The organism is Cecembia calidifontis (genome assembly GCF_004216715.1).
GTDB classification, from domain to species: domain Bacteria; phylum Bacteroidota; class Bacteroidia; order Cytophagales; family Cyclobacteriaceae; genus Cecembia_A; species Cecembia_A calidifontis.
On record NZ_SGXG01000001.1, the window covers coordinates 4,135,270 to 4,154,193 of the forward strand.

An 18,924-nucleotide genomic window follows, 5' to 3' on the forward strand; every position below is an offset into this window, starting at 1 on the left:
GATCCTGACCGAAGCCATCATCGATGCTGCCACCCTGCTCCAAATCCCCGGCATTACTGCGGAATACGAAATACTTGCCTGCTACGGCACCAACGGTCTGACCGAGGAACATATAAACGCCATCCAATCACTGAACAACTTAGAGGAAATTGTTTTCTTTTTTGACGGGGATGCCGCCGGACTGGAAGGCGCAAGAAAACAAGGCGAAAAGCTGAAGGAGTTGCTGCCGAACGTGAAAATCAGCCGGATAAATACCCCGGAGGGCGAGGATGTAAACAGCCTGTACGTAAACCATGCGGACAGTTCGGAAGAACTCTTTAAACACCTGCTCGACAGCCGTACCCCTTTTGAATCGCCAAACGGATCTTTTTATTCTTCAAATGAACCTGTTTCAAATGAAAAGAAAGAGGTTCAGAAGCAGGAAACCGAACCGCAACCAAAAACCAACGCCCAGAAACCACCCCAAACCACCCCACAGCCAAAATCAGGCAGTCAGAAACCAACTTCCGGCCCAGACCATGCGGCAGGTCGCTTTGATACCAGTAATCCACACAGGATCATTTACTTTACCGACACGGCGCATTACTATGTAAAAGGCGGGGTGAGACAGGAGCCGGACAGGCTGCAGATCAGCCTGATGGTCGAGGGGAAGGGCAACAGTGCCTACAACCGCTACCGCAACCGCCTGGACCTGTACGAGAACAAGCAGACGGAACGGATAGCAAGGGAAGCGGCGGAAAAACTCAACCTCAGGGCCGACCTGTTGGAGCTCGACCTGTGCCGCCTGGCCGACCTTCTGGAAGATTACCGTGACAGCCGGGAAACGGGGCAAAAGCCGGAAAGCGCAAGGACAGCCCTGGACAGTACGGCAAGCGGCCGGTGCAGGGACTTTTTAAGCAAGCCCAACCTGATCCAGCGGTTCAACGGACTGATAGGAAAGGCGGGCGTCGTCGGGGAGGAAAACAACCGGGTATTCCTGTTCTGCATCGCCGCCAGCTACGGGATGCCCGACACGCTGCATGCCCTGATCCAGGGATCGAGCGGATCGGGCAAGACGCACCTGTTGGTCAAAATCAGCAGTTTTATCCCGGATGAAGATGTAAAAAGGTTTACAAGGGTCACGGAGAGCAGTTTTTATAATTATGGCATGTACGACCTGAAAAACAAGCTGATCTGTCTGGAGGATCTGGACGGGATGAAGGAAGAGGCGCAGCTGGCTTTTAGGGAATTACAATCAAGGGAAATGCTCTCCTCAAGCACCACCGGCCAGGACGAGAAGGGCAACAACCGGGCGTATGAAAAGACCGTCTACGGGCCGATCGCATCGATGGCCTGCACGACCAAGGGGGAGATCTACGAGGACAACATGAACCGCTGTTTTCTGATCGCAGTGGACGAGACCAGGGTGCAGACGCAAAGGATCATCCAGTACCAGAACCAAAAGGCATCCGGGAAAATAGACGGGCAGGAAGAAAGGAAGGCCACGGAGTTTATACAGAACTGTATCCGGATGTTGAAACCGTATGAAGTGGTCAATCCATACGCAGACAAAGTGAACCTTCCTGAAGAGGCCCACAAGATCAGGCGGCTGAACGGGCTGTACCAGAGCTTCGTCAAGCAGATGACCCTGATGAACCAGTACAGGAGGAAAAAGGATCAGAAAGGGAGATTGATCACGGAGAAAGAGGATCTGCAGACAGCGGCGGAGATCATGTTTGACAGCATCGTGCTGAAGATAGACGAGCTGGACGGCAGCCTGCGGCTGTTCTACGAGCAGCTGAAAACCTACATCAAGGGCAAAGGCGATGCATACGAATCGTACAGCTTCGGGCAGCGTGAGATCAGGCAGGCACTGAACATCAGCAAGACCCAGCTTCACCGCTACATCCATGACCTGCTGGCCCTGGAATACATCCGGCAGACGGGCGGCCATGCGAACCGGGGCTATCAATACAAAGTGGTCTGGTGGGACAACATCGAGGCATTGCGGGCAAAAACAAAAAGGCACCTGCAGGGGCAGCTTGACCAGCTTGAAATTTTATAGGCTGGTGTTCCATACCCTTGGAACGCCAGCCGGAACGCCAGAAAGACCCAAAACCGGCCAATACCTGCTGCAACCAAACAAAATACCCCTGGCGTTCCGTGTTCCGAAAGAACGTGAGCCCCCCTGAAAATATCTACTACGATGAAGCACTTACCGATATACAACAAAGAATATAATGGCCTGTTGCTGGACTTTAAGCTGTATCTGGAACGGACGGGCTACAACAAAGGGAGCTGTGAAGCCCTGCCATCCTGCCTGCGGGAGTTTTTTTACCGGATGGAAGGCCTTGGCATCCATGGACTGGACGGCATCATGCCCGGGCATATCCTGGAACATTGGGAGTACCTGAGGACAAGACCGAGCCAAAGGGGAGGCAGTTTGAGCGAAAGCCAGATCAACCATCACCTGTATGCCCTGAAAACCTTTATGAACTTCCGGGAAGCCCTTGGGGATCTTGAAAGCAACCCCTTCGGCGCACTGGCCTTCCCCAAGCCGGAACATCCGCCCAGGAAGGTGTTAAGCACCGAAGAGATCAAAGCCCTGTACGGTGCATGTGAGACCCTTCGTGACCATGCCATGCTGAGCCTGTTCTACGGCTGCGGGCTGAGAAGGTCGGAGGCGGAAAAGCTGGACATATCCGACATCCATTTTAAAGGTGGACTGCTGTACGTGCGATCGGGAAAGGGCGGGAAAAGAAGGGCGGTGCCGATGGGCGTACAGGTTGCCCAAGACCTGAAAGGTTATTACCTGCATGAAAGGGAATCCTACAGAAGCGGGGCCACAGCCGACAGCCTAAAGGCTTTTATGCTCAACAACCACGGGAACAGGATGTCCGGGGACAGCTTTTGGAGACGGCTCGGATATCTGGCGGAACAGGCGGGCTTTACGGACAGGATCGGGCTTCACTGCCTGCGGCACAGCATCGCCACGCACCTGTTGGAAGGCGGACTGGGCATCGAGCAGGTCAGGGACTTTCTCGGCCACCGCCATCTTGAGACGACCCAGCTCTATGCCAAAATCAGCAAACATTACCTATCCAAACAGATATGTTGAGCACCGATAAAAACAAACCGGACAAGCGAAATCCCGGTCGACCGGAGGGAGTACCGGGAAAGGAAAGGGAACTGGAAAAATACCTGCTGGAAAGGCACACCCCGGAGACGGCGAAGATCTACCTTCGGGACATCCGGATATACCTGGACTACATGACCGGGGAAAGGGCGGAAAAAGCCACCTACAAAGACATCCTGCAGTACGTGGACTACCTCAGGAAGAAACACAAAAACCCGAGGACGGTCAACAGGATGCTTTACGGGGCAAAGTCCTGGCACAACTGGCTGCTGCATACCGGAAAGCGGGAAGACCATCCCTGCAGGTTTTTGAGGCTGAGGGATGCCAAAGGGCAGGACATCCAGTTGCAGGATCTTTTTTCTTCAACTGAACTCGAACAGCTGATGGAAAGGAAGGAACGCTATGAAAGCGTAAGGACCAGGAACCAAGTAATCGTCAGTCTGCTGATCTACCAGGGCTTACGGTTGAAGGAAACAGAACAGTTGCGGTTAGAGGATGTTGACCTGGAAGCAGGGACAGTCCACAGCAGGGGCATGGCCAAGACACTGCCAAGAACCCTGAAGATGAAGCCCAAACAGATCATGCTTTTTTACAGGTATATCCACGAAATACGGCCCAAAACCATCAGCGAAGACACCGATCAACTGATCCTGAACATCCGGGGAAAGGCCATCAAAGCCGATGATATCAACTACTTGGTGGAAACCTTCCGGGATCTCTTTCCGGAAAGGAAACTGAATGCCCAGACCATCCGGCAGAGCGTGATCGCCAACCTGTTGAAAGAGGGAAAGGACTTACGGGTAGTCCAGGTGTTCGCAGGACATAAAAACCCGAGTTCGACGGAGCGGTACAGGCAGACGGGCTTGGATGAACTGAAAGCTGCGGTACAGAAACACCATCCGCTGGGGTAGTGCTCCGAAGGGAGGTTTGCAGTAAAGACAACGGTCACAGGTAAAGCGGCGTTCGTCATCGTCATCCGGCAAAAAGCCACGCCAGCACTCACGGCATTGTTTTATGGAGTGTTTGTTTTTTAAGGCATAAAACAGAGCCGTTCGCCCTTCGGGTCCGCCGCGGCGGATGCTGTCATGTCTTTTGCAGTTCCTCCCTCTTCCTCACGGCAGGCTACTTTGTCTGCTTTTGCCGCTTCACTTCGTTACGTTCGTTCCTCACTTCACTACGTTCAGCCGCAACGCATCCACCGCCTGCCATAATTTTGCTCGCCTGCGGGTCGCTGCGGGCTGCGGCTTGACTTTGTTTATTTGCCTCCGGCAGGTAGGTAAGCCTTGTGTAAGTTCCGCTTCACTCCGGGTTTTTGTATAAGAAAAAATTACAAAAACCCTGCGTTACGCTCCACACATAGCTGCAAAACGCCCTCGTTCCTGCGGGCTTCCTTTGCAGCACCCTTGCTCCACTCGCTGGCGGCTCGCAACCTCCGTTCGTTCCTCTCTCCGGTGGCTTGGCCGTTCGGACTGCAACCCGTTCCGTTCGTGCCTCTCTCCACTCATTGCAGCCTCCGTCCAGCCGTTTAGCTCAAGGCTGTTTTTCCTGCGTTTACGCTCCATCCGACCCACAGGATCCCCGACAGGTAAGGAATGGTTAAGGGTTGATTATTCGTCCAAAAAGAATAAAAAAGGGCAGCAAAGCTAAGTTCCAGGCTGACAAAAAAGCAAGGGTATATAAACGGCTCGTTCCTCACCGCCCTTGCTTTTTTGCATCCTTCCACTTGATGGAGGGCTTTCTTTTTTTTCCTTTTTTCTTTTGGAAAAATAATGTTGAAGGGGTTGTTCCGATGCAGGCAGGCACAGTGTCCAACCGGACACGGCAAGTTGTGTTTTGAGCAGCCCGAAATAAATCGAGCAGCTCAAAACTACTTGCTTAAAAAACTCCAAAGTCGCTTTTTCTTTTTTCAAATGAACGGCCACGCAGTGAACTGAAAAAGGGTCAAATCCCTGCGGGGCTTTTGTTCAGATGAAAGAAAAAAGTAAGGTGAAAATTAGTATCTTTGCCGCCAATGGGTTGCCTGAAACTGACATATAACCAAGCTTTTGAAACCCCGCTGAAAGTCGTATATAGAACGGCAGCAGCGGAGCAAAAAAGCGTACAGAGGTTTTTAAGGGTGGATCCGCTGGCGGAGGCAGCACCAGATTGGACACCTTACCGCTATGGTTTCAACAATCCTGTTAAGTTTATCGATCCGAATGGGATGTTTGAGTATGTAAGAGGAGGATATGGAGAGATGATCGAGGTTGGTAGCGTGGCTTACTATAGTGGTAGTACGATGGATTTCGAAGGAAACGATATATTGCCCTCGAAAACGGTAACAATAAAAATAGATGATGGAAGTGAAATTTCAATTACCACCGGCCGAGGTACTTTAGACAATCAGAGTAGTCTACAAAATTTGGCAAATATGTTGTCCAAGGCCAAACCAGGAGATAAACTAAGTGATTTTTTAGAATTCGATTTTTTCGATAATTTCAAAAAGGTGGGAGATCTCGGAGGCGGGTACAGAAATTCAGGGAAGATTAATGGTACAAGCATAGAAATGTATACAGGTGAAAATATAACATTTAATCGCTTTGTGTTTTATGGAGAAGGCAGGGCTAGGTCCTATGAATTTGGTTTTACAAGAGAAAACCTATTAGAGTCAAACTTCCCAAAAGTCAATCCTCTAAATAATAAGGAATTTTCTAATCCCTATGGTATAAGGTTAAAAGGCTTTTTTGATGAAAGAAGAAGTAATATTGGAACCATACGCTTTAACGATTGGAGCCTATTTGAAAACTTCTCCCAAACTCTATTAAAAGGTATTGGACTATGATTAATTTAAGGTATTTAATATTCATTATCCTGATTCTATCCGGGTGTTCTTCAAAAAATCTTAAAAATCTGCTTTTGGGAGCCTGGTGGGGAACTCAAGAAGATTCTACATATTTTGAAATATATTTTAACGAAAAAGAATTTGTGTTTAATCACGAAGCGTATGGACCAATCGAGTATAAATACAGAGTCTATGATGACTCCATTAAGGTATTTACCAATAGCAATGGACGTTCAAAAAACTGGAAAACAGTACAGATTTCAGATTCTATACTAATTCTTACATCTGATCATGAGGAACTTATTCTAAATAGAATTATATTAACAGAAGGTTATTTTGATTTAAGAGTAGATAGCATTGCTTTTGAGAATTTTCAAGAAAACTTTATTCAAAGGTATTTGCGAAAAAGGGAATAAAAAAGCTTAATTGAGACCATCACTTACACAAGTGTAAATCTCTTTGATTTTGGACAACGAATGTATGACCCAGCAATAGGCCGTTTTAACCGCATAGACAGGTTTTTTGAGAAATACTATGGGATGTCTCCCTACCAATATGCAGCAAATAATCCAATAAGGTATATTGATGTAAATGGTGATTCAATCTCTGTTAATGTAATTCAAGGAGGAGGGAAAAACGGAAGGGATCTGTATCAAATACATGTTAGTGGAAAAATAGTTGATAACACTTCCAAAGGAATGAGTTTTAAACAACTCAATAGAATTTCTTCCCAAATTAGTAAGCAAATTGAAAAATCTTTCACTGGCAAGGACTCCAATATAGAGTTTAGAGCTACAACAGATATTTCCGTTGCTGATGCGAATAATCCTCTGCAATCAAGTGACCATGCCTTCCGCATTGTTGATGATGTTGCTACTGCGGTTGGTCAAACTGATCCACCCGGAGGGAATATAGAGGGATTTGGACCCGTTGGGCAAAATGTCGTTTACGTGGAAAGAGGCGGAAACTATTCTAGAACAGGAGCACATGAACTAGGACATAGTGCAGGTCTGGGGCATCCTAAAAATGAAATTAATCCAGCAACAGGCGCTCCTTATACTACTAATGATTTCCCTGGCAACTTGATGCATCAGTCACAGGATAGGAATTCTGCGGGTCAGCCAGTGGCAGGAACCAAAATTGAAGGATGGCAAGTTCAAAAAATCCAGAGACTATATAGCATTCCAGCACTTAACAGGGGAAGACAACGATGAGACAACTTGTGCTATTTTTCATTTTGATTGGCAATGTTCTTCTATATCCGTCTGAATGTATTGGATTGCAGAAAAAGCCGACAGAATTTTATATAATTTTTGGATCAGGGTTTAGAAGTGATACTATATCCTTATTCATCAATGATGTAAAGATTGCATGCCAGATAGTTTTAAACAGTGACCCTATTACAGGAATTGGAGAAGGGGCAAGTATCCAATTTAAAAATGACTGTTTAATGATTTTTGATCAAAAATTAAATCTGATTGAAAGTAAACCTTTTCAAAAATCAAACAGGATAAGAATCATTATACACATTAATGATCTCCCCTACGAATTAGTTGCTGATTTTAAAAAAGGGAAATATATAGTTATAAGTAAACACTGGTATTACTATAATGTCTATTTGAATCATTATAAAAAGCCTGTAGTTTTTGAATGAGGTAAAATAAAACAAGCCAAGGCAAGATGCTTTGGCTTTTTCATTGAATAGCTTTGAGCTTTACGTTATTTATCATGGCATCGAGGGCGTACAGGATACATGCTTTATCCTGATCGGGGAACTTGGCGATATCATTGAGCCTTTTGAGCATGGAGGGGTCTTTGAGCAGTTCCCTGTCCTCAGTCTCCCCAACTGGGTGAAGTTTAGCCAAGGGCTAGGTGTAGATTGCCCACTCTACCTTCCGGCTACTCGCTAAATAGCTTCACCGAAGCTATCCATAACGTTCGCCCCTACCTTCTTATTTTTGGAATTTGTAATTCCAGTTTTTACACATTACTTTAGGTATGGGAGATGCTTATCAGATCAAAGATCAGGAAATGCCGTACTTTCTAATGGACCTGCTACATTTGATTGGACATTAAGTTAGCTAGATTAACTTAGTAGATATGGAAAAGAAAAAAGAAGGTCACACAAATTCTTAGGAAGAAGCATCAACTGGTTGGGATCATAGTCTTTAAAGACTATATTTAAGTCTTGTTTTTTCCACACCTCAAAATAACCATTTTGAGTAAAACAAGAAAAAGGCTGCCCGAGAAATCAGGAAGCCTTTCAAATTTTTAAAGAGACTTATGAGACAGACTCTTTCTTTATTAAAATCACTTCAATTAGTTTGCCTGAATATCAAACTGAACACTTACAGTGTTGTAAATAAACTGATCTTTTGCTTTGTCTACTGCATTGCTTTCGTCCCCGTAAGATAAGCCCCAGGCAGTTCTGTCGATATTGAAACCTGCCTTGGCAGTAACAGTTCCGTTGGAAACAGACACTCTTGCAGGGAATTTGATGTTTTTGGTAGTGCCTCTCATAGTCAGGTTACCGGAGATCCAGTGCGTTGGATTACCTGCCAACTCAGAATCTTTGGCTGGAGTGAAGTCAGTAACAAACTCGTCTTTGTCTTCGATTGAACCAGCAGAGAAAGGCTCAACACCTGTCAATTCAAAAACTGCCTGCGGAAAGTTTGCGGCATCAAAGAAGTCTGCAGACTGCAAGTGACCCCAGAGCTTAGGATAGTTTTCGTTACTTTCTTCCATATCCTCAATTTTTAGACCTGTAATGTCAAAAACAAACCTTGCACCTGTCAAAGCATCGCCTTCTACCATTACTTCTCCTTCTGTCACAGGTATGAAGCCCCAGTGCTTGCCTGCTGGCTTATAACCCGTCCAGTTGATTTTGCTCGAAGAAGGATCCACAGTCAAGGTTACACCGGAACCTGCTGCTACTTCTTGTGCATCGCCTGTTTCAACGGTATTGTTACCAGGACCACAAGCAACTACCATTAACACTGCTGCTAGAAACAAACCAGTTTTTTGCAATAATTTCATAAGTTTTGATCGTTTAGTTTCATAAATTAAATGTATATACACGAAAACTTAAACGGCTAAAAAAAGTTCACAATTCTTCAAAAAAAAATAACTTTGAAGCCATCAATTTGCTAAGCATCAGAAAATCAAATCAAAAAAAATGGCCTTAATAAAAAGTGTAAGAGGATTTGAGCCGGAGTTTGGAGAAAACTGCTGGCTGGCAGACAATGCCACTATTGTGGGGGATGTAAAAATGGGGAAAAACTGTACTGTTTGGTTCAATGCAGTGGTAAGGGGGGATGTACATGAGATCAGAATCGGTGATGACACCAATATTCAGGACGGAGCTGTAATTCATTGTACTTATCAAAAAGCCGGGACTTATATTGGCAGTAAAGTATCCATAGCCCACAATGCCATAGTTCATGGCTGTACTATCCATGATAATGTGCTGATAGGAATGGGCGCCATTGTGATGGACAATGCTATAGTTCATTCAGGAGCCGTAATTGCTGCAGGGGCAGTGGTGTTGGCCGGAACAGTTGTCGAACCAAACAGTATTTATTCTGGTATGCCCGCCAAGAAAGTGAAAGATACAGGCCCTGAGATGTTGGAAGTCATTCAAAGGACTGCCAGAAATTATCCAATGTATGCTGAATGGTTCAAAAAATGACAAAAAACTTTCAGTTTAAAATTCCATGTCACCCATAAAAGAATTCTTTTTTGGGAATAAAATTCTGTGATTTTATAATTTACTTCCGTGTCGAAATTCTTTCACTTTATTTTTTTGGATATACCCAAAAGCCCACTATTTTTATTAACCATCAAGCTGAAAATATGAAAGAAGAATATTTTAAGTGGTACTCTCCCCACCTCCACCGGGATGTAGAAATGCTGGTTTTTGGACATAGAGGATATCCTGTGGTCCTTTTCCCTACTTCCATGGGTTCTTTTCATGAAAATAGAGATATGGGTCTTGTCGGTTCCGCGCATTGGTTTTTGGAACAGGGGCTTGTTCAGATTTACTGTCCTGAAAGTAATGACCGAAACAGTTTTTACAACAAACATATCCACCCCCATCAGCGGATCCAAAACCACATTGCTTATGACAAAATGATTTGTCATGAAATTGTAGAAAGAGTCAGGCACAATACAGGCACCGGCAAAGTTACAGTAGCTGGATGTAGCTTTGGGGGCTACCATGCAGCCAATTTTGCCTTTCGGCATCCAGGTTATGTCAGCCACATGTTTTCCATGTCAGGTGCTTTCGAAATCCGGAACTTTATGGACGGGTACAAACATGATGACATTTATTATAATTCTCCGTTGGAGTTCCTCCCCGGTCTCCATGACAGAGAATTGTGGAATATGGATATCGTTTTGGGCACTTCCAACTGGGACATTTGCTTTGACTCCAATATTAGATTGAGCGATGTGCTAGAAGCCAAAGGAATCAGACACTGGCTGGATGTGAGAAGGGACAAGCATCATGACTGGCCGGTTTGGAGAGAAATGTTTCCTCATTATTTATCAAGAATCAAATTCAACTAATCAACACATAGCTTTATGAAAAAAATAGGAATTCTTTTTGGCATGGAAGACACTTTTCCCCATGCTTTTGTTGAAAGAGTCAATGAAAAAAAGGTTAGCGGAATAGTGGCCGAGCCCGTTTTGATAGACAAGGTATTTCAAAATAGCCTCACCGACTATGCAGTCATCATTGATAGGATTTCCCAAGACGTGCCTTTTTACAGAACTTACCTGAAGAATGCGGCACTTACAGGCACCGCGGTCATCAACAATCCCTTTTGGTGGAGTGCTGATGATAAATTTTTCAACAACTGTTTGGCAGATCAGCTTGGGGTCCCACTCCCAAAAACAGCCATACTTCCTTCAGCAGAACACCCTACCGATACCACCGCCAAATCTTTTAGAAACTTAAAAATGCCTTTAGACTGGCAGTCAATTTTTAATTATGTGGGCTTTCCTGCTTACATGAAACCTTATGCAGGAGGAGGTTGGAAAAACGTGTACCGTTTGGAAAACAAAGAAGAGTTTTTCCAAAAACACAGGGAAACAGGGCAATTGGTGATGCTGCTTCAGGAAGAAATCCAGTTTCAAGACTATTTCAGGGTATATTGCTTAGGGGGTAAGGCTGTAAGGATTATGGAATATGAGCCAAGAAACCCTCACCACTTGCGTTATGTAGTCAATAGACCTCCTGCTGCCAAAAAACTGCTGGCACAGGTAAAAGATTATACCATCCGGCTTTGCCAAGGCTTGGGTTATGATTTCAATACTGTTGAATTTGCAGTAAGAGATGGGATTCCCTATGCCATTGATTTTGGTAATCCTGCTCCGGATGCAGATGTCAATTCAGTAGGCCAGGAAAATTTTGATTGGGTGGTGGAAGAAGCAGCCAAAATGGCAATTGCTTATGCCAAATCCCAAAAGCCCGGAAAAATCAACCTTACTTGGGGTACTTTTATGAAAGATGCAGTCAGTATGGCCAAAAGATTTTAAAAATGAGAAAATTACCGGTTTTTACTCTTGGAGTTGAGGAAGAGTATCAGATCATTGACCCTGAGACCAGAGATTTGAGGTCCCACATGTCAAAAATTGTGGAAGGGGCTAAAATATTTTTGAAAGAACAGGTAAAGGCAGAAATGCATCAATCTGTGGTAGAAGTGGGCACCAACATTTGCCAAAGCGTAGCAGATGCCAGAAAAGAAGTGTCCTTTTTGCGGAAAAAAATTGTGGATCTTGCCGCAGAACAAAACCTGATTGTAGGAGCTGCCGGGACACATCCATTTTCAAAATGGCAGGAGCAGCCTATCACAGATGACCCAAGGTACCACATGATCATCAATGAACTCCAGGACACCGCAAGGTCGAATTTGATTTTTGGGCTTCACGTGCATGTTGGTATTGAAAATCGGGAAATAGCCATGCAGATTATGAATCAGGCTTGTTATTTCCTGCCCCATATATATGCTTTGTCCACCAATTCTCCTTTCTGGGAAGGGAGGTACACGGGTTTCAAAGCCTACAGGGCCCACGTTTTTGCAAAATTCCCAAGAACAGGTTTGCCGGAATATTTCGATTCCGTGCAGGCATATGACAATTTTCTCGACACCTTGGTCAAAACCAATTGTATTGACAATCCAAAAAAGATATGGTGGGACCTGAGGATGCATCCTTTTTTCAGCACCATAGAATTCAGGATCTGCGACATGTGCCTAACTGTAGATGAGACCATCTGTATCGTGGCTTTGATACAAGCAGTAGTGGCAAAATTGTACAAAATGCACCTGATGAATACCAGTTTCAACATCTACAGGATTGCATTGATCAGGGAAAATAAATTCAGGGCTGCCAGATATGGTACTGATGGATTGATGATTGATTTTGGGCAAAAAAAAGAAGTGGAGTATAAAGCCCTGATGTTAGAACTGTTGGAGTTTATAGACGATGTAGTGGACGAACTGGGAAGCAGAGATGACATCAACTACATCCATAAAATATTGGCAGATGGAACTGGCGCAGACAGGCAACTCAACGTCTACAATGAAACCCAAGATCTGAAAAAGGTTGTAGATTTCATAGTGGGTGAATTTACAAAGGGACTCTAGAATCAAGGAAGTTAAGGACAGCAACAAGCTGTTCTTTGGCTTCCATTTCGTCCTTCTGAGATTTTAAAATTAGAAAAATAAATAGTAAAGGTGATGGCAATATCTTGCCTCATGCTGATCCCGAAAGCCATCAGGATCAGAGTAAAGACTCCGGTAATCTCTATTAAAAGTAATCGGAACTGACGTAGGTGAATGATCTCCTTTGATTTAGAAGCCCTTCGCTTCTCTCCGGGTGACTGTTCAAATAATTTGTCATTGGTAGATACATTGGGGAATTCGGCTTAAATTTCGGGATTCAAACTGAATCATCATGCAAGAAAAAATCAAGGTTGCTTTGTTGGACATGTACAATGGAAAGCCCAATCAGGGCATGCGCTGTATTCATGATATTGTGGGGAGATTTCCGAATGACCTAAGCCTTGATGTTTTCGATGTCAGGCAAAAACATGAATTGCCCAATTTCGAGGATTATAATTTGTTTATTTCCTCCGGGGGACCTGGAAATCCATTGGAGGGGGACGGTATTTGGGATGTGAAATTCGGTCAGCTCCTGGATGATATTTACAATTGGAACCAAAGTCATCCCAAAAAAAAATACATGCTTTTCATTTGCCATTCTTTCCAAATGGCCGTAAAGCATTTTGGTTTGGCAGAAGTCAATAAAAGGAAATCCACTTCTTTTGGGGTTTTGACCGTCCACAAGACTGAAGAAGGAATGCAGGATCCCTTGTTCGAAGGCTTGGACAATCCTTTCTGGGCTATTGATTCGAGAGATTATCAGGTAGTCAAACCCCATTTCAAAAAGTTTAAGGAAATGGATGCAAAGATTATCGCTCTCGAAAAATTGAGAAACCATGTAGAATATGAGCGGGCAATCATGGGAGTTCGATTTTCCGATGAATTGGTGGGAACCCAATTCCATCCAGAAGCAGATCCTGTAGGTTTCTTCAACCATCTAAAAAAACATGAGGTAAGAGAAGAAATCATTGCTTTAAAAGGGAAGGCCAAGTACCTATTCATGCTCGAACACGTGGTAGAAGAGCATACCATTTATAAGACCAATGAAACCCTTATCCCTAATTTTCTCAGAAGGTCCATACAAAAAATAAGGGAACAGGAAAGTATACTTATATGATCAAAAATATATGGTAGAAAAATATAGGGAACTTTTCAACAAGAAGTTCAGCCAGGAAACATATCAGGCAATGTTGAAAGACATTGAGGGAGATTTCAGCTACATGCCAACCTTTAGGATAGCAGAGTCTCCTTTATTTATTTCAGACAAGCTTAAAAGACAGATATTGGAAGGGTGCTGGCAGTTGATTGAATTCATAAAGAAAGAGAATTTCAGGTCAATGACCGATAAATCTTTATTGGTCAATTACAATGTCCCAAATGAAGATACACATACCAATTTTCTCGCCATAGACTTTGGAATTTGTGAAGAAAATGGAGAAATAATACCAAAATTAATAGAAGCGCAGGGTTTCCCCTCTATTTTCAATTTCCAGCCTAATTTATACAAAAAATTCACCAAGTATTATCCATTCCTGGCAGACCTTACCCCTTATCTAGATGGGGTAGATGAAGCTTCCTATTACCAATTACTCCAAAAGACCATCTTGAATGGAATCTCTCCGGAAAATGTGGTCCTGTTGGAAATTGAACCCGAGAAACAGAACACCAAAATTGATTTTTACTACTGCAGAAAAGAATTGGGGATCCCGGTAGTATGTGTCACGGAGGTAATCAAAAAAGGAAGACAGCTTTTTTACAAAAACCAGGATGGTCAGGAAGTTCAGATCAAAAGGATTTACAACCGTGTAATTTTTGATGAACTGGAAAGCAGAAAAGACCTTCATTTGAATTTTTCCTTCATGGATGACCTTGACCTACAATGGGCGGGACATCCCAACTGGTTTTATAGAATCAGTAAGTTTATCCTCCCCTATCTGCAGGGACCTTATTTTATTGAAACCAAATTATTGAGTGATTTGAATGAAATACCGGAAGATTTGGAAAATTATGTGCTCAAACCTTTGTTTTCTTTCTCCGGTTCTGGCGTAATTTATCATGTGAATCGCTCAGATATTGAATCAGTTCGGCAAAAAGACCTCTATGTGCTCCAGAGAAAAGTGCAATATAAACCTATTCTGAAATCTCCTGACGGCCTTGTAAAAGCAGAAGTTAGAATACTTTGCCTATGGCCTGAATCAGATGCTGAGCCCACACTTGTGGGCAATGTGGTCAGACTTAGCCGAGGGGAAATGATTGGGGTCAAATTCAATAAAGACAAAGATTGGGTGGGGGGAACCATCGGTCTTTTTGAGAAAATATAAAAAACCAGGGATTTACATCCCTGGTCCTATTCTTTTTTAATTAATTCCTTCTATTACCCTCCGGTTGGTTGGAAGGCTGATTTTGCATCCAGGCCGGAGCCAATTCCCTTTCCTCTAATTTTACAAGTTTACCTTCTTCAAAGGTAGCAAGCACATAAAATCTATCCCCTCTATTGACCCTGTACGTCTTCTGATTCCCGTCAATTCCAGAAAGTACCGCTTCCTTGTTCTGCCTCAAGAACTTACGTTCGGTCATACCTTGCTGAAATTCAGGCCTAACCCCACAAGATCCCAATAAAACAACTGTCACGAATAAAATGAATACTTTTTTCATAATAAAATTTGTTTTTCTCCCCCTAATTGAAACAAAAACTTTGCCATAAAATTTAGTCCTGAAAATTAGGCCATTAGCAGGCATCTCCCTGTAATTTTTCCAAGATTTTTGCAGGTATCTAAATTTGGAGTACCTTTGTACCCAAGCGGCACGACCAGCTCCTGCTGAATCCCCCAGGTCCGGAAGGAAGCAAGGGTAGGCGGTTGTAGCGGTGCGATGCCGCTCTTTTTTTTACCATCTTTCGATTTTCCTAACTTCCATTTCCCCATTATTCCTTTAACTTTGCTGACAGAACAAAAAACCACGTTTTTCCTATGAAATTCTTTATCGATACCGCCAACCTAAGTGAAATAAAGGAAGCTTACGATCTTGGTGTATTGGATGGTGTAACCACCAATCCTTCCCTAATGGCCAAAGAAGGCATCAGCGGAGAAGACAATGTCAGAGCACATTACAAAGCCATTTGCGACATTGTAGATGATAATGTTAGTGCAGAAGTTATTGCCACTGATTTTGAAGGAATGATCAGGGAGGGCAAAGAACTTGCAAAGATTGATGACAAAATTGTTGTTAAAATCCCAATGATAAAAGATGGTGTAAAAGCCATCAAATACTTCAGCAGTGAGGGTATCAGGACCAACTGCACCCTCATCTTTGGACCCGGACAGGCCATTTTGGCTGCAAAAGCAGGTGCTACTTATGTTTCTCCTTTTGTAGGCCGCTTAGATGATATTTCTTATGACGGCATTGCCCTGATTGAGCAGATTGTGAATATTTATGAAAATTATGGCTTTGCCACACAGGTATTGGCTGCATCTATCAGACATACCATGCACCTGATCAGATGTGCTGAAATCGGTGCTGATGTAGCTACTTGTCCGCTAAAAGTCATCACTGGTTTATTGAACCATCCATTGACTGATAGTGGTCTTGCCCAGTTTTTGGCAGACCATGCCAAGGCAGCAGGAAAGTAATCGATTTTGGGAGAGGTTTTCTTATTTTAGAATCCTCTCCTCTTTATTTGAAACAAATCCCTAACTTTTGAGTAATACCTTCTTGAACAACCTAATTAAAGTAAAACCTTTTTCCATGTACATTATCAAAGTAAAAGGCAAAGCCAAAATACCTGATTATATACAGATCAGGGACGAGAATTTCGTTTTAGTAGCCTACTTCAGGGCAGACCGTCCCATGAAAAACCTTGAAAAGTTTGGGTTAGAGGGAAAAGAAGATGCTTTGGAAGCATTGATCAATGAAATGCCATTTGGAAAACTTCAAAAATTGGAACTTTAAACATGGTTTTTACGAGCGAGCCCATCATCCATATAGAGAAAGCCTGTATTTTTCAGGGCCTTGATGCTATTCTTCAGGATGTTGATTTCACTATTGAAAAAGACGAGTTTGTTTTTTTGATCGGGAGAACAGGCAGTGGAAAAAGTTCCTTACTCAAAACCTTATATGCGGACCTCCCCCTGAAAATGGGAAAAGGCAAAATTGTTGGCTTTGAACTGGAAAAAATCAAAAAGAAGGATATCCCCTACCTCAGAAGAAAACTGGGGATAGTCTTCCAGGATTTCCAACTTTTTCACGATAGGTCTGTTGCTGAAAACCTGTTTTTTGTCATGAAGGCTACTGGCTGGAAAGACAAGGCCAAAATGAAAAACCGTATGATTGAGGTACTCTTAAAAGTCGGGCTGGCAGACGCTTCTTCCAAGATGCCGCACCAGCTTTCTGGAGGGGAACAACAAAGGGTAGTAATCGCAAGGGCTTTGATCAACCAACCGGCTATTCTATTAGCAGACGAACCCACTGGAAATCTTGATCCGGATGTGGCGGATGGAATCTTTAAACTTTTTCAGGAAATCAACAAAGAGGGTACTGCAGTGTTGATGGCGACACATAACCATGACCTCTTAAGAAAATATCCCTACAGGGTCCTGAAATGTGAAAAGGGAAAACTACTCGATAGTAAAACCTCAGACATAAGTATAGACACCTCTTACTACTAAGAGGTGTTTTTTTTTTGTCCATTTTCGACTCATTTTGGAAAGAATTTGTTAAAATTAAACTTTGGCAGTAGTTTATTGGTTTTTTAGATAAAAGAGTACCATGATGAAAACATATTTAAGAAAAAATCTTGCAGGACTTTCTTTGGCAGTGTTGTTGGTTTTTGGATTAGGGGCTTGCCAGGATAAAGAGGACCAGCCAGATCCCAACGCCTCCCCTAATGTGGCCATCAATGAATGGATCAAGGATGTAATGGATGAAGTGTATTATTGGCTGGAGGACATGCGTACCCCATTAGCTAAAAACTCAGATCCTGAAGATTATTTTGAATCCTTATTAAATAGGCCAACAGATCGCTTTTCAGACATATTCCCTGATTATCAGGAATTAATGAACAGCCTTCAGGGTGTCAATAGAGAAGCAGGATATGAAATTCTTTTGGCAAGAGAAAGCAACCAGAATGAAAATGTTCTCGCCTTTGTGGTATATACAAAAAAAGGCAGTCCGGCACAGTCTGCAGGTTTATTGAGAGGAGACATCATCACCCAGATCAATGGTCAGACCATGACCCTCAGCAACTACCAAAGCCTCTTGAGACAAAGATCTGAAAACCATACCGTAAACTTCTTCCGTTTTGACCCTTCTACTAGCACCTATCGTCCCCAGCCCCAAATTTCACTACAGACACTTAGCCTCGCGGAAAACCCCAATTTCCTTGATACCATCTACACCGTCAATAACCAGAAAATCGGTTATGTAGTCTACCATTTTTTTGCTCCAGGAGTTGACGGGGACAACAGATATGATAACCAGATGGATGAGATTTTTGGAAGATTTAAGGCTGAAGGCATCAACCACCTTATATTGGATTTTAGGTATAATGGAGGAGGATTCGTTGGCAGTGCGGTGAATTTGGCTAGTCTCATTGCTCCCAATGTTACCTCTCAGGATATCTTTTCCAGAACCAAGTACAACAGTTTCCTTTCTCAGTTCCAACAAATCCGGGATTTGGAAATCAGGAGATTCAATACCAAAGTCCAGAATTTGGGAAACACCTTAGAGGGTAACCGGGTACATATCATCACCTCAGGCAGAACAGCTTCTGCCAGTGAACTGATTATCAATGGACTTAAACCTTACATGAATGTATTTTTGATCGGAGGAAGGACAGTCGGGAAAAATGTGGGCTCCATAGCATTTGAAGATGAGGGCAACCCTAATAACAAATATGGCATTTTGCCGATCGTTACCATGATCTTTAATAAAGACGGGAACTCGGATTATACCAATGGATTTACCCCTAATATAGAGGCGAATGAACTTTCACAACAGGTGCTGCTACCCTTAGGTGACCGAAATGAATACCTTCTAAGTCTTGCTATCCAACAAATCACAGGGGTAGGTGCAAGGGTTAACCTGGTGGAGAGAACCGAAATAGGGAGTTCATTTGAAAACAAAAGCAGATTTGGACAAATCATTGAGGATAAAATCCAAATCAAAAATTCCCACTAAATTTTCAAAAATGCGCTCTGCCATACGCAGGGCGCATTATTTTAAAATTTTCCTATCCCATTTTTTGACTCATCCTCATTTTTGGGGAATATTAACAAGATATGTCACAAAAACCCCTGTCATTTTGTCGGTATTTTCTTAATTTCGCA

21 protein-coding genes, 1 other RNA gene and 1 pseudogene are annotated in these 18,924 nt (G+C 43.3%); 19 read left to right on the forward strand and 4 right to left on the reverse strand.

Features of this window, described 5'->3' with window-relative positions:
- Positions 1-52 precede the first annotated feature (52 nt).
- The 4 genes and pseudogenes from BC751_RS22735 to BC751_RS17755 all read left to right on the forward strand — a co-directional run.
- Positions 53-220 (forward strand): annotated as a pseudogene (locus BC751_RS22735) (toprim domain-containing protein); the annotation flags it as partial.
- A complete protein-coding gene (locus tag BC751_RS17745; RefSeq protein ID WP_207226914.1) occupies positions 221-2,044 on the forward strand; it encodes a hypothetical protein in 1,824 nt (607 codons plus the stop codon).
- A gap of 141 nt (positions 2,045-2,185) precedes the next feature.
- A complete protein-coding gene (locus BC751_RS17750; RefSeq protein WP_130276793.1) occupies positions 2,186-3,097 on the forward strand; it encodes a tyrosine-type recombinase/integrase in 912 nt (303 codons plus the stop codon).
- The gene (locus BC751_RS17755) at positions 3,091-4,026 is read left to right on the forward strand and encodes a tyrosine-type recombinase/integrase (protein ID WP_242617521.1); all 936 of its coding nucleotides are present in this window, start codon (positions 3,091-3,093) and stop codon (positions 4,024-4,026) included. The genes BC751_RS17750 and BC751_RS17755 overlap by 7 nt, the downstream gene beginning before the upstream one ends.
- 732 nt (positions 4,027-4,758) lie before the next feature.
- On the opposite strand, the gene BC751_RS17760 is transcribed toward BC751_RS17755, so the two are convergent.
- Entirely contained in the window at positions 4,759-5,025 is a 267-nt protein-coding gene (locus BC751_RS17760) for a hypothetical protein (RefSeq protein ID WP_130276794.1), read from the reverse strand.
- A gap of 206 nt (positions 5,026-5,231) precedes the next feature.
- Here BC751_RS17760 and BC751_RS17765 point away from each other — a divergent pair, with 206 nt between their 5' ends.
- From BC751_RS17765 to BC751_RS17780, 4 genes are read left to right on the forward strand one after another with little or no spacing between them, the layout of a single operon-like run.
- Positions 5,232-5,936, forward strand: a complete 705-nt coding sequence (locus BC751_RS17765; RefSeq protein ID WP_130276795.1) for a hypothetical protein — start codon at positions 5,232-5,234, stop codon at positions 5,934-5,936.
- Complete coding sequence (locus BC751_RS17770; RefSeq protein WP_130276796.1) at positions 5,933-6,352, forward strand: hypothetical protein; 420 nt, start codon at positions 5,933-5,935, stop codon at positions 6,350-6,352. The genes BC751_RS17765 and BC751_RS17770 overlap by 4 nt, the downstream gene beginning before the upstream one ends.
- Before the next feature lie 18 nt (positions 6,353-6,370).
- The gene (locus tag BC751_RS17775; protein WP_278043609.1) at positions 6,371-7,150 is read left to right on the forward strand and encodes an RHS repeat-associated core domain-containing protein; all 780 of its coding nucleotides are present in this window, start codon (positions 6,371-6,373) and stop codon (positions 7,148-7,150) included.
- Positions 7,147-7,590: a hypothetical protein gene (locus tag BC751_RS17780; RefSeq protein WP_130276798.1), complete on the forward strand. Its 444-nt coding sequence runs from the start codon at positions 7,147-7,149 to the stop codon at positions 7,588-7,590. The genes BC751_RS17775 and BC751_RS17780 overlap by 4 nt, the downstream gene beginning before the upstream one ends.
- A gap of 40 nt (positions 7,591-7,630) precedes the next feature.
- Here BC751_RS17780 and BC751_RS21965 read toward each other — a convergent pair whose 3' ends face one another.
- Together BC751_RS21965 and BC751_RS17785 are read right to left on the reverse strand one after the other, a co-directional pair.
- Positions 7,631-7,801 (reverse strand): hypothetical protein, encoded by a 171-nt coding sequence (locus BC751_RS21965; protein ID WP_165389857.1) that lies wholly within the window; start codon positions 7,799-7,801, stop codon positions 7,631-7,633.
- Between the two features lie 454 nt (positions 7,802-8,255).
- Positions 8,256-8,972, reverse strand: a complete 717-nt coding sequence (locus BC751_RS17785; protein WP_130276799.1) for a YceI family protein — start codon at positions 8,970-8,972, stop codon at positions 8,256-8,258.
- Between the two features lie 139 nt (positions 8,973-9,111).
- On the opposite strand from BC751_RS17785, the gene BC751_RS17790 reads away from it, so the two are divergent.
- The 6 genes from BC751_RS17790 to BC751_RS17815 all read left to right on the forward strand — a co-directional run bounded on the left by BC751_RS17790 (position 9,112) and on the right by BC751_RS17815 (position 14,922).
- Positions 9,112-9,624 (forward strand): gamma carbonic anhydrase family protein, encoded by a 513-nt coding sequence (locus tag BC751_RS17790; RefSeq protein ID WP_130276800.1) that lies wholly within the window; start codon positions 9,112-9,114, stop codon positions 9,622-9,624.
- 164 nt (positions 9,625-9,788) lie between these two features.
- Positions 9,789-10,502, forward strand: coding sequence for an esterase family protein (locus BC751_RS17795; protein WP_130276801.1), 714 nt, complete (start codon positions 9,789-9,791; stop codon positions 10,500-10,502).
- Positions 10,503-10,517: 15 nt separating this feature from the next.
- Entirely contained in the window at positions 10,518-11,474 is a 957-nt protein-coding gene (locus tag BC751_RS17800; RefSeq protein WP_130276802.1) for an ATP-grasp domain-containing protein, read from the forward strand.
- 2 nt (positions 11,475-11,476) lie between these two features.
- Positions 11,477-12,583, forward strand: a complete 1,107-nt coding sequence (locus BC751_RS17805) for a carboxylate-amine ligase (RefSeq protein WP_130276803.1) — start codon at positions 11,477-11,479, stop codon at positions 12,581-12,583.
- A gap of 310 nt (positions 12,584-12,893) precedes the next feature.
- Positions 12,894-13,718 (forward strand): type 1 glutamine amidotransferase, encoded by an 825-nt coding sequence (locus BC751_RS17810; protein ID WP_130276804.1) that lies wholly within the window; start codon positions 12,894-12,896, stop codon positions 13,716-13,718.
- Positions 13,719-13,728: 10 nt separating this feature from the next.
- Positions 13,729-14,922, forward strand: coding sequence for a hypothetical protein (locus BC751_RS17815; RefSeq protein ID WP_130276805.1), 1,194 nt, complete (start codon positions 13,729-13,731; stop codon positions 14,920-14,922).
- 40 nt (positions 14,923-14,962) lie between these two features.
- On the opposite strand, the gene BC751_RS17820 is transcribed toward BC751_RS17815, so the two are convergent.
- Positions 14,963-15,256, reverse strand: coding sequence for a hypothetical protein (locus tag BC751_RS17820; RefSeq protein WP_130276806.1), 294 nt, complete (start codon positions 15,254-15,256; stop codon positions 14,963-14,965).
- A 142-nt stretch (positions 15,257-15,398) separates the two neighbouring features.
- On the opposite strand from BC751_RS17820, the gene ffs reads away from it, so the two are divergent.
- From ffs to BC751_RS17845, 5 genes are all read left to right on the forward strand, one after another.
- An RNA gene (gene ffs / locus BC751_RS17825) (signal recognition particle sRNA small type) lies at positions 15,399-15,485 on the forward strand.
- Positions 15,486-15,570: 85 nt separating this feature from the next.
- Positions 15,571-16,230 (forward strand): fructose-6-phosphate aldolase, encoded by a 660-nt coding sequence (gene fsa, locus BC751_RS17830; protein WP_130276807.1) that lies wholly within the window; start codon positions 15,571-15,573, stop codon positions 16,228-16,230.
- 115 nt (positions 16,231-16,345) lie between these two features.
- A complete protein-coding gene (locus BC751_RS17835; RefSeq protein WP_130276808.1) occupies positions 16,346-16,549 on the forward strand; it encodes a fructose-6-phosphate aldolase in 204 nt (67 codons plus the stop codon).
- A 2-nt stretch (positions 16,550-16,551) separates the two neighbouring features.
- A complete protein-coding gene (locus tag BC751_RS17840; protein ID WP_130276809.1) occupies positions 16,552-17,265 on the forward strand; it encodes a cell division ATP-binding protein FtsE in 714 nt (237 codons plus the stop codon).
- Between the two features lie 103 nt (positions 17,266-17,368).
- Complete coding sequence (locus BC751_RS17845) at positions 17,369-18,775, forward strand: S41 family peptidase (RefSeq protein WP_130276810.1); 1,407 nt, start codon at positions 17,369-17,371, stop codon at positions 18,773-18,775.
- Positions 18,776-18,924 lie beyond the last annotated feature (149 nt).

Excerpts from the sequence above, each read along its gene's own strand:
- BC751_RS17835 (WP_130276808.1), top strand. The coding sequence starts at position 16,346 with ATGTACATTATCAAAGTAAAAGGCAAAGCCAAAATACCTGATTATATA.
- BC751_RS17815 (WP_130276805.1), top strand. The coding sequence starts at position 13,729 with ATGGTAGAAAAATATAGGGAACTTTTCAACAAGAAGTTCAGCCAGGAA.
- BC751_RS17750 (WP_130276793.1), top strand. The coding sequence starts at position 2,186 with ATGAAGCACTTACCGATATACAACAAAGAATATAATGGCCTGTTGCTG.
- BC751_RS17845 (WP_130276810.1), top strand. The coding sequence starts at position 17,369 with ATGAAAACATATTTAAGAAAAAATCTTGCAGGACTTTCTTTGGCAGTG.
- BC751_RS17795 (WP_130276801.1), top strand. The coding sequence starts at position 9,789 with ATGAAAGAAGAATATTTTAAGTGGTACTCTCCCCACCTCCACCGGGAT.
- BC751_RS17805 (WP_130276803.1), top strand. The coding sequence starts at position 11,477 with ATGAGAAAATTACCGGTTTTTACTCTTGGAGTTGAGGAAGAGTATCAG.
- BC751_RS17820 (WP_130276806.1), bottom strand. The coding sequence starts at position 15,256 with ATGAAAAAAGTATTCATTTTATTCGTGACAGTTGTTTTATTGGGATCT.
- BC751_RS17800 (WP_130276802.1), top strand. The coding sequence starts at position 10,518 with ATGAAAAAAATAGGAATTCTTTTTGGCATGGAAGACACTTTTCCCCAT.
- BC751_RS17785 (WP_130276799.1), bottom strand. The coding sequence starts at position 8,972 with ATGAAATTATTGCAAAAAACTGGTTTGTTTCTAGCAGCAGTGTTAATG.
- BC751_RS17790 (WP_130276800.1), top strand. The coding sequence starts at position 9,112 with ATGGCCTTAATAAAAAGTGTAAGAGGATTTGAGCCGGAGTTTGGAGAA.
- BC751_RS17810 (WP_130276804.1), top strand. The coding sequence starts at position 12,894 with ATGCAAGAAAAAATCAAGGTTGCTTTGTTGGACATGTACAATGGAAAG.
- BC751_RS17770 (WP_130276796.1), top strand. The coding sequence starts at position 5,933 with ATGATTAATTTAAGGTATTTAATATTCATTATCCTGATTCTATCCGGG.
- BC751_RS17755 (WP_242617521.1), top strand. The coding sequence starts at position 3,091 with ATGTTGAGCACCGATAAAAACAAACCGGACAAGCGAAATCCCGGTCGA.
- fsa (WP_130276807.1), top strand. The coding sequence starts at position 15,571 with ATGAAATTCTTTATCGATACCGCCAACCTAAGTGAAATAAAGGAAGCT.
- BC751_RS17780 (WP_130276798.1), top strand. The coding sequence starts at position 7,147 with ATGAGACAACTTGTGCTATTTTTCATTTTGATTGGCAATGTTCTTCTA.
- BC751_RS17840 (WP_130276809.1), top strand. The coding sequence starts at position 16,552 with ATGGTTTTTACGAGCGAGCCCATCATCCATATAGAGAAAGCCTGTATT.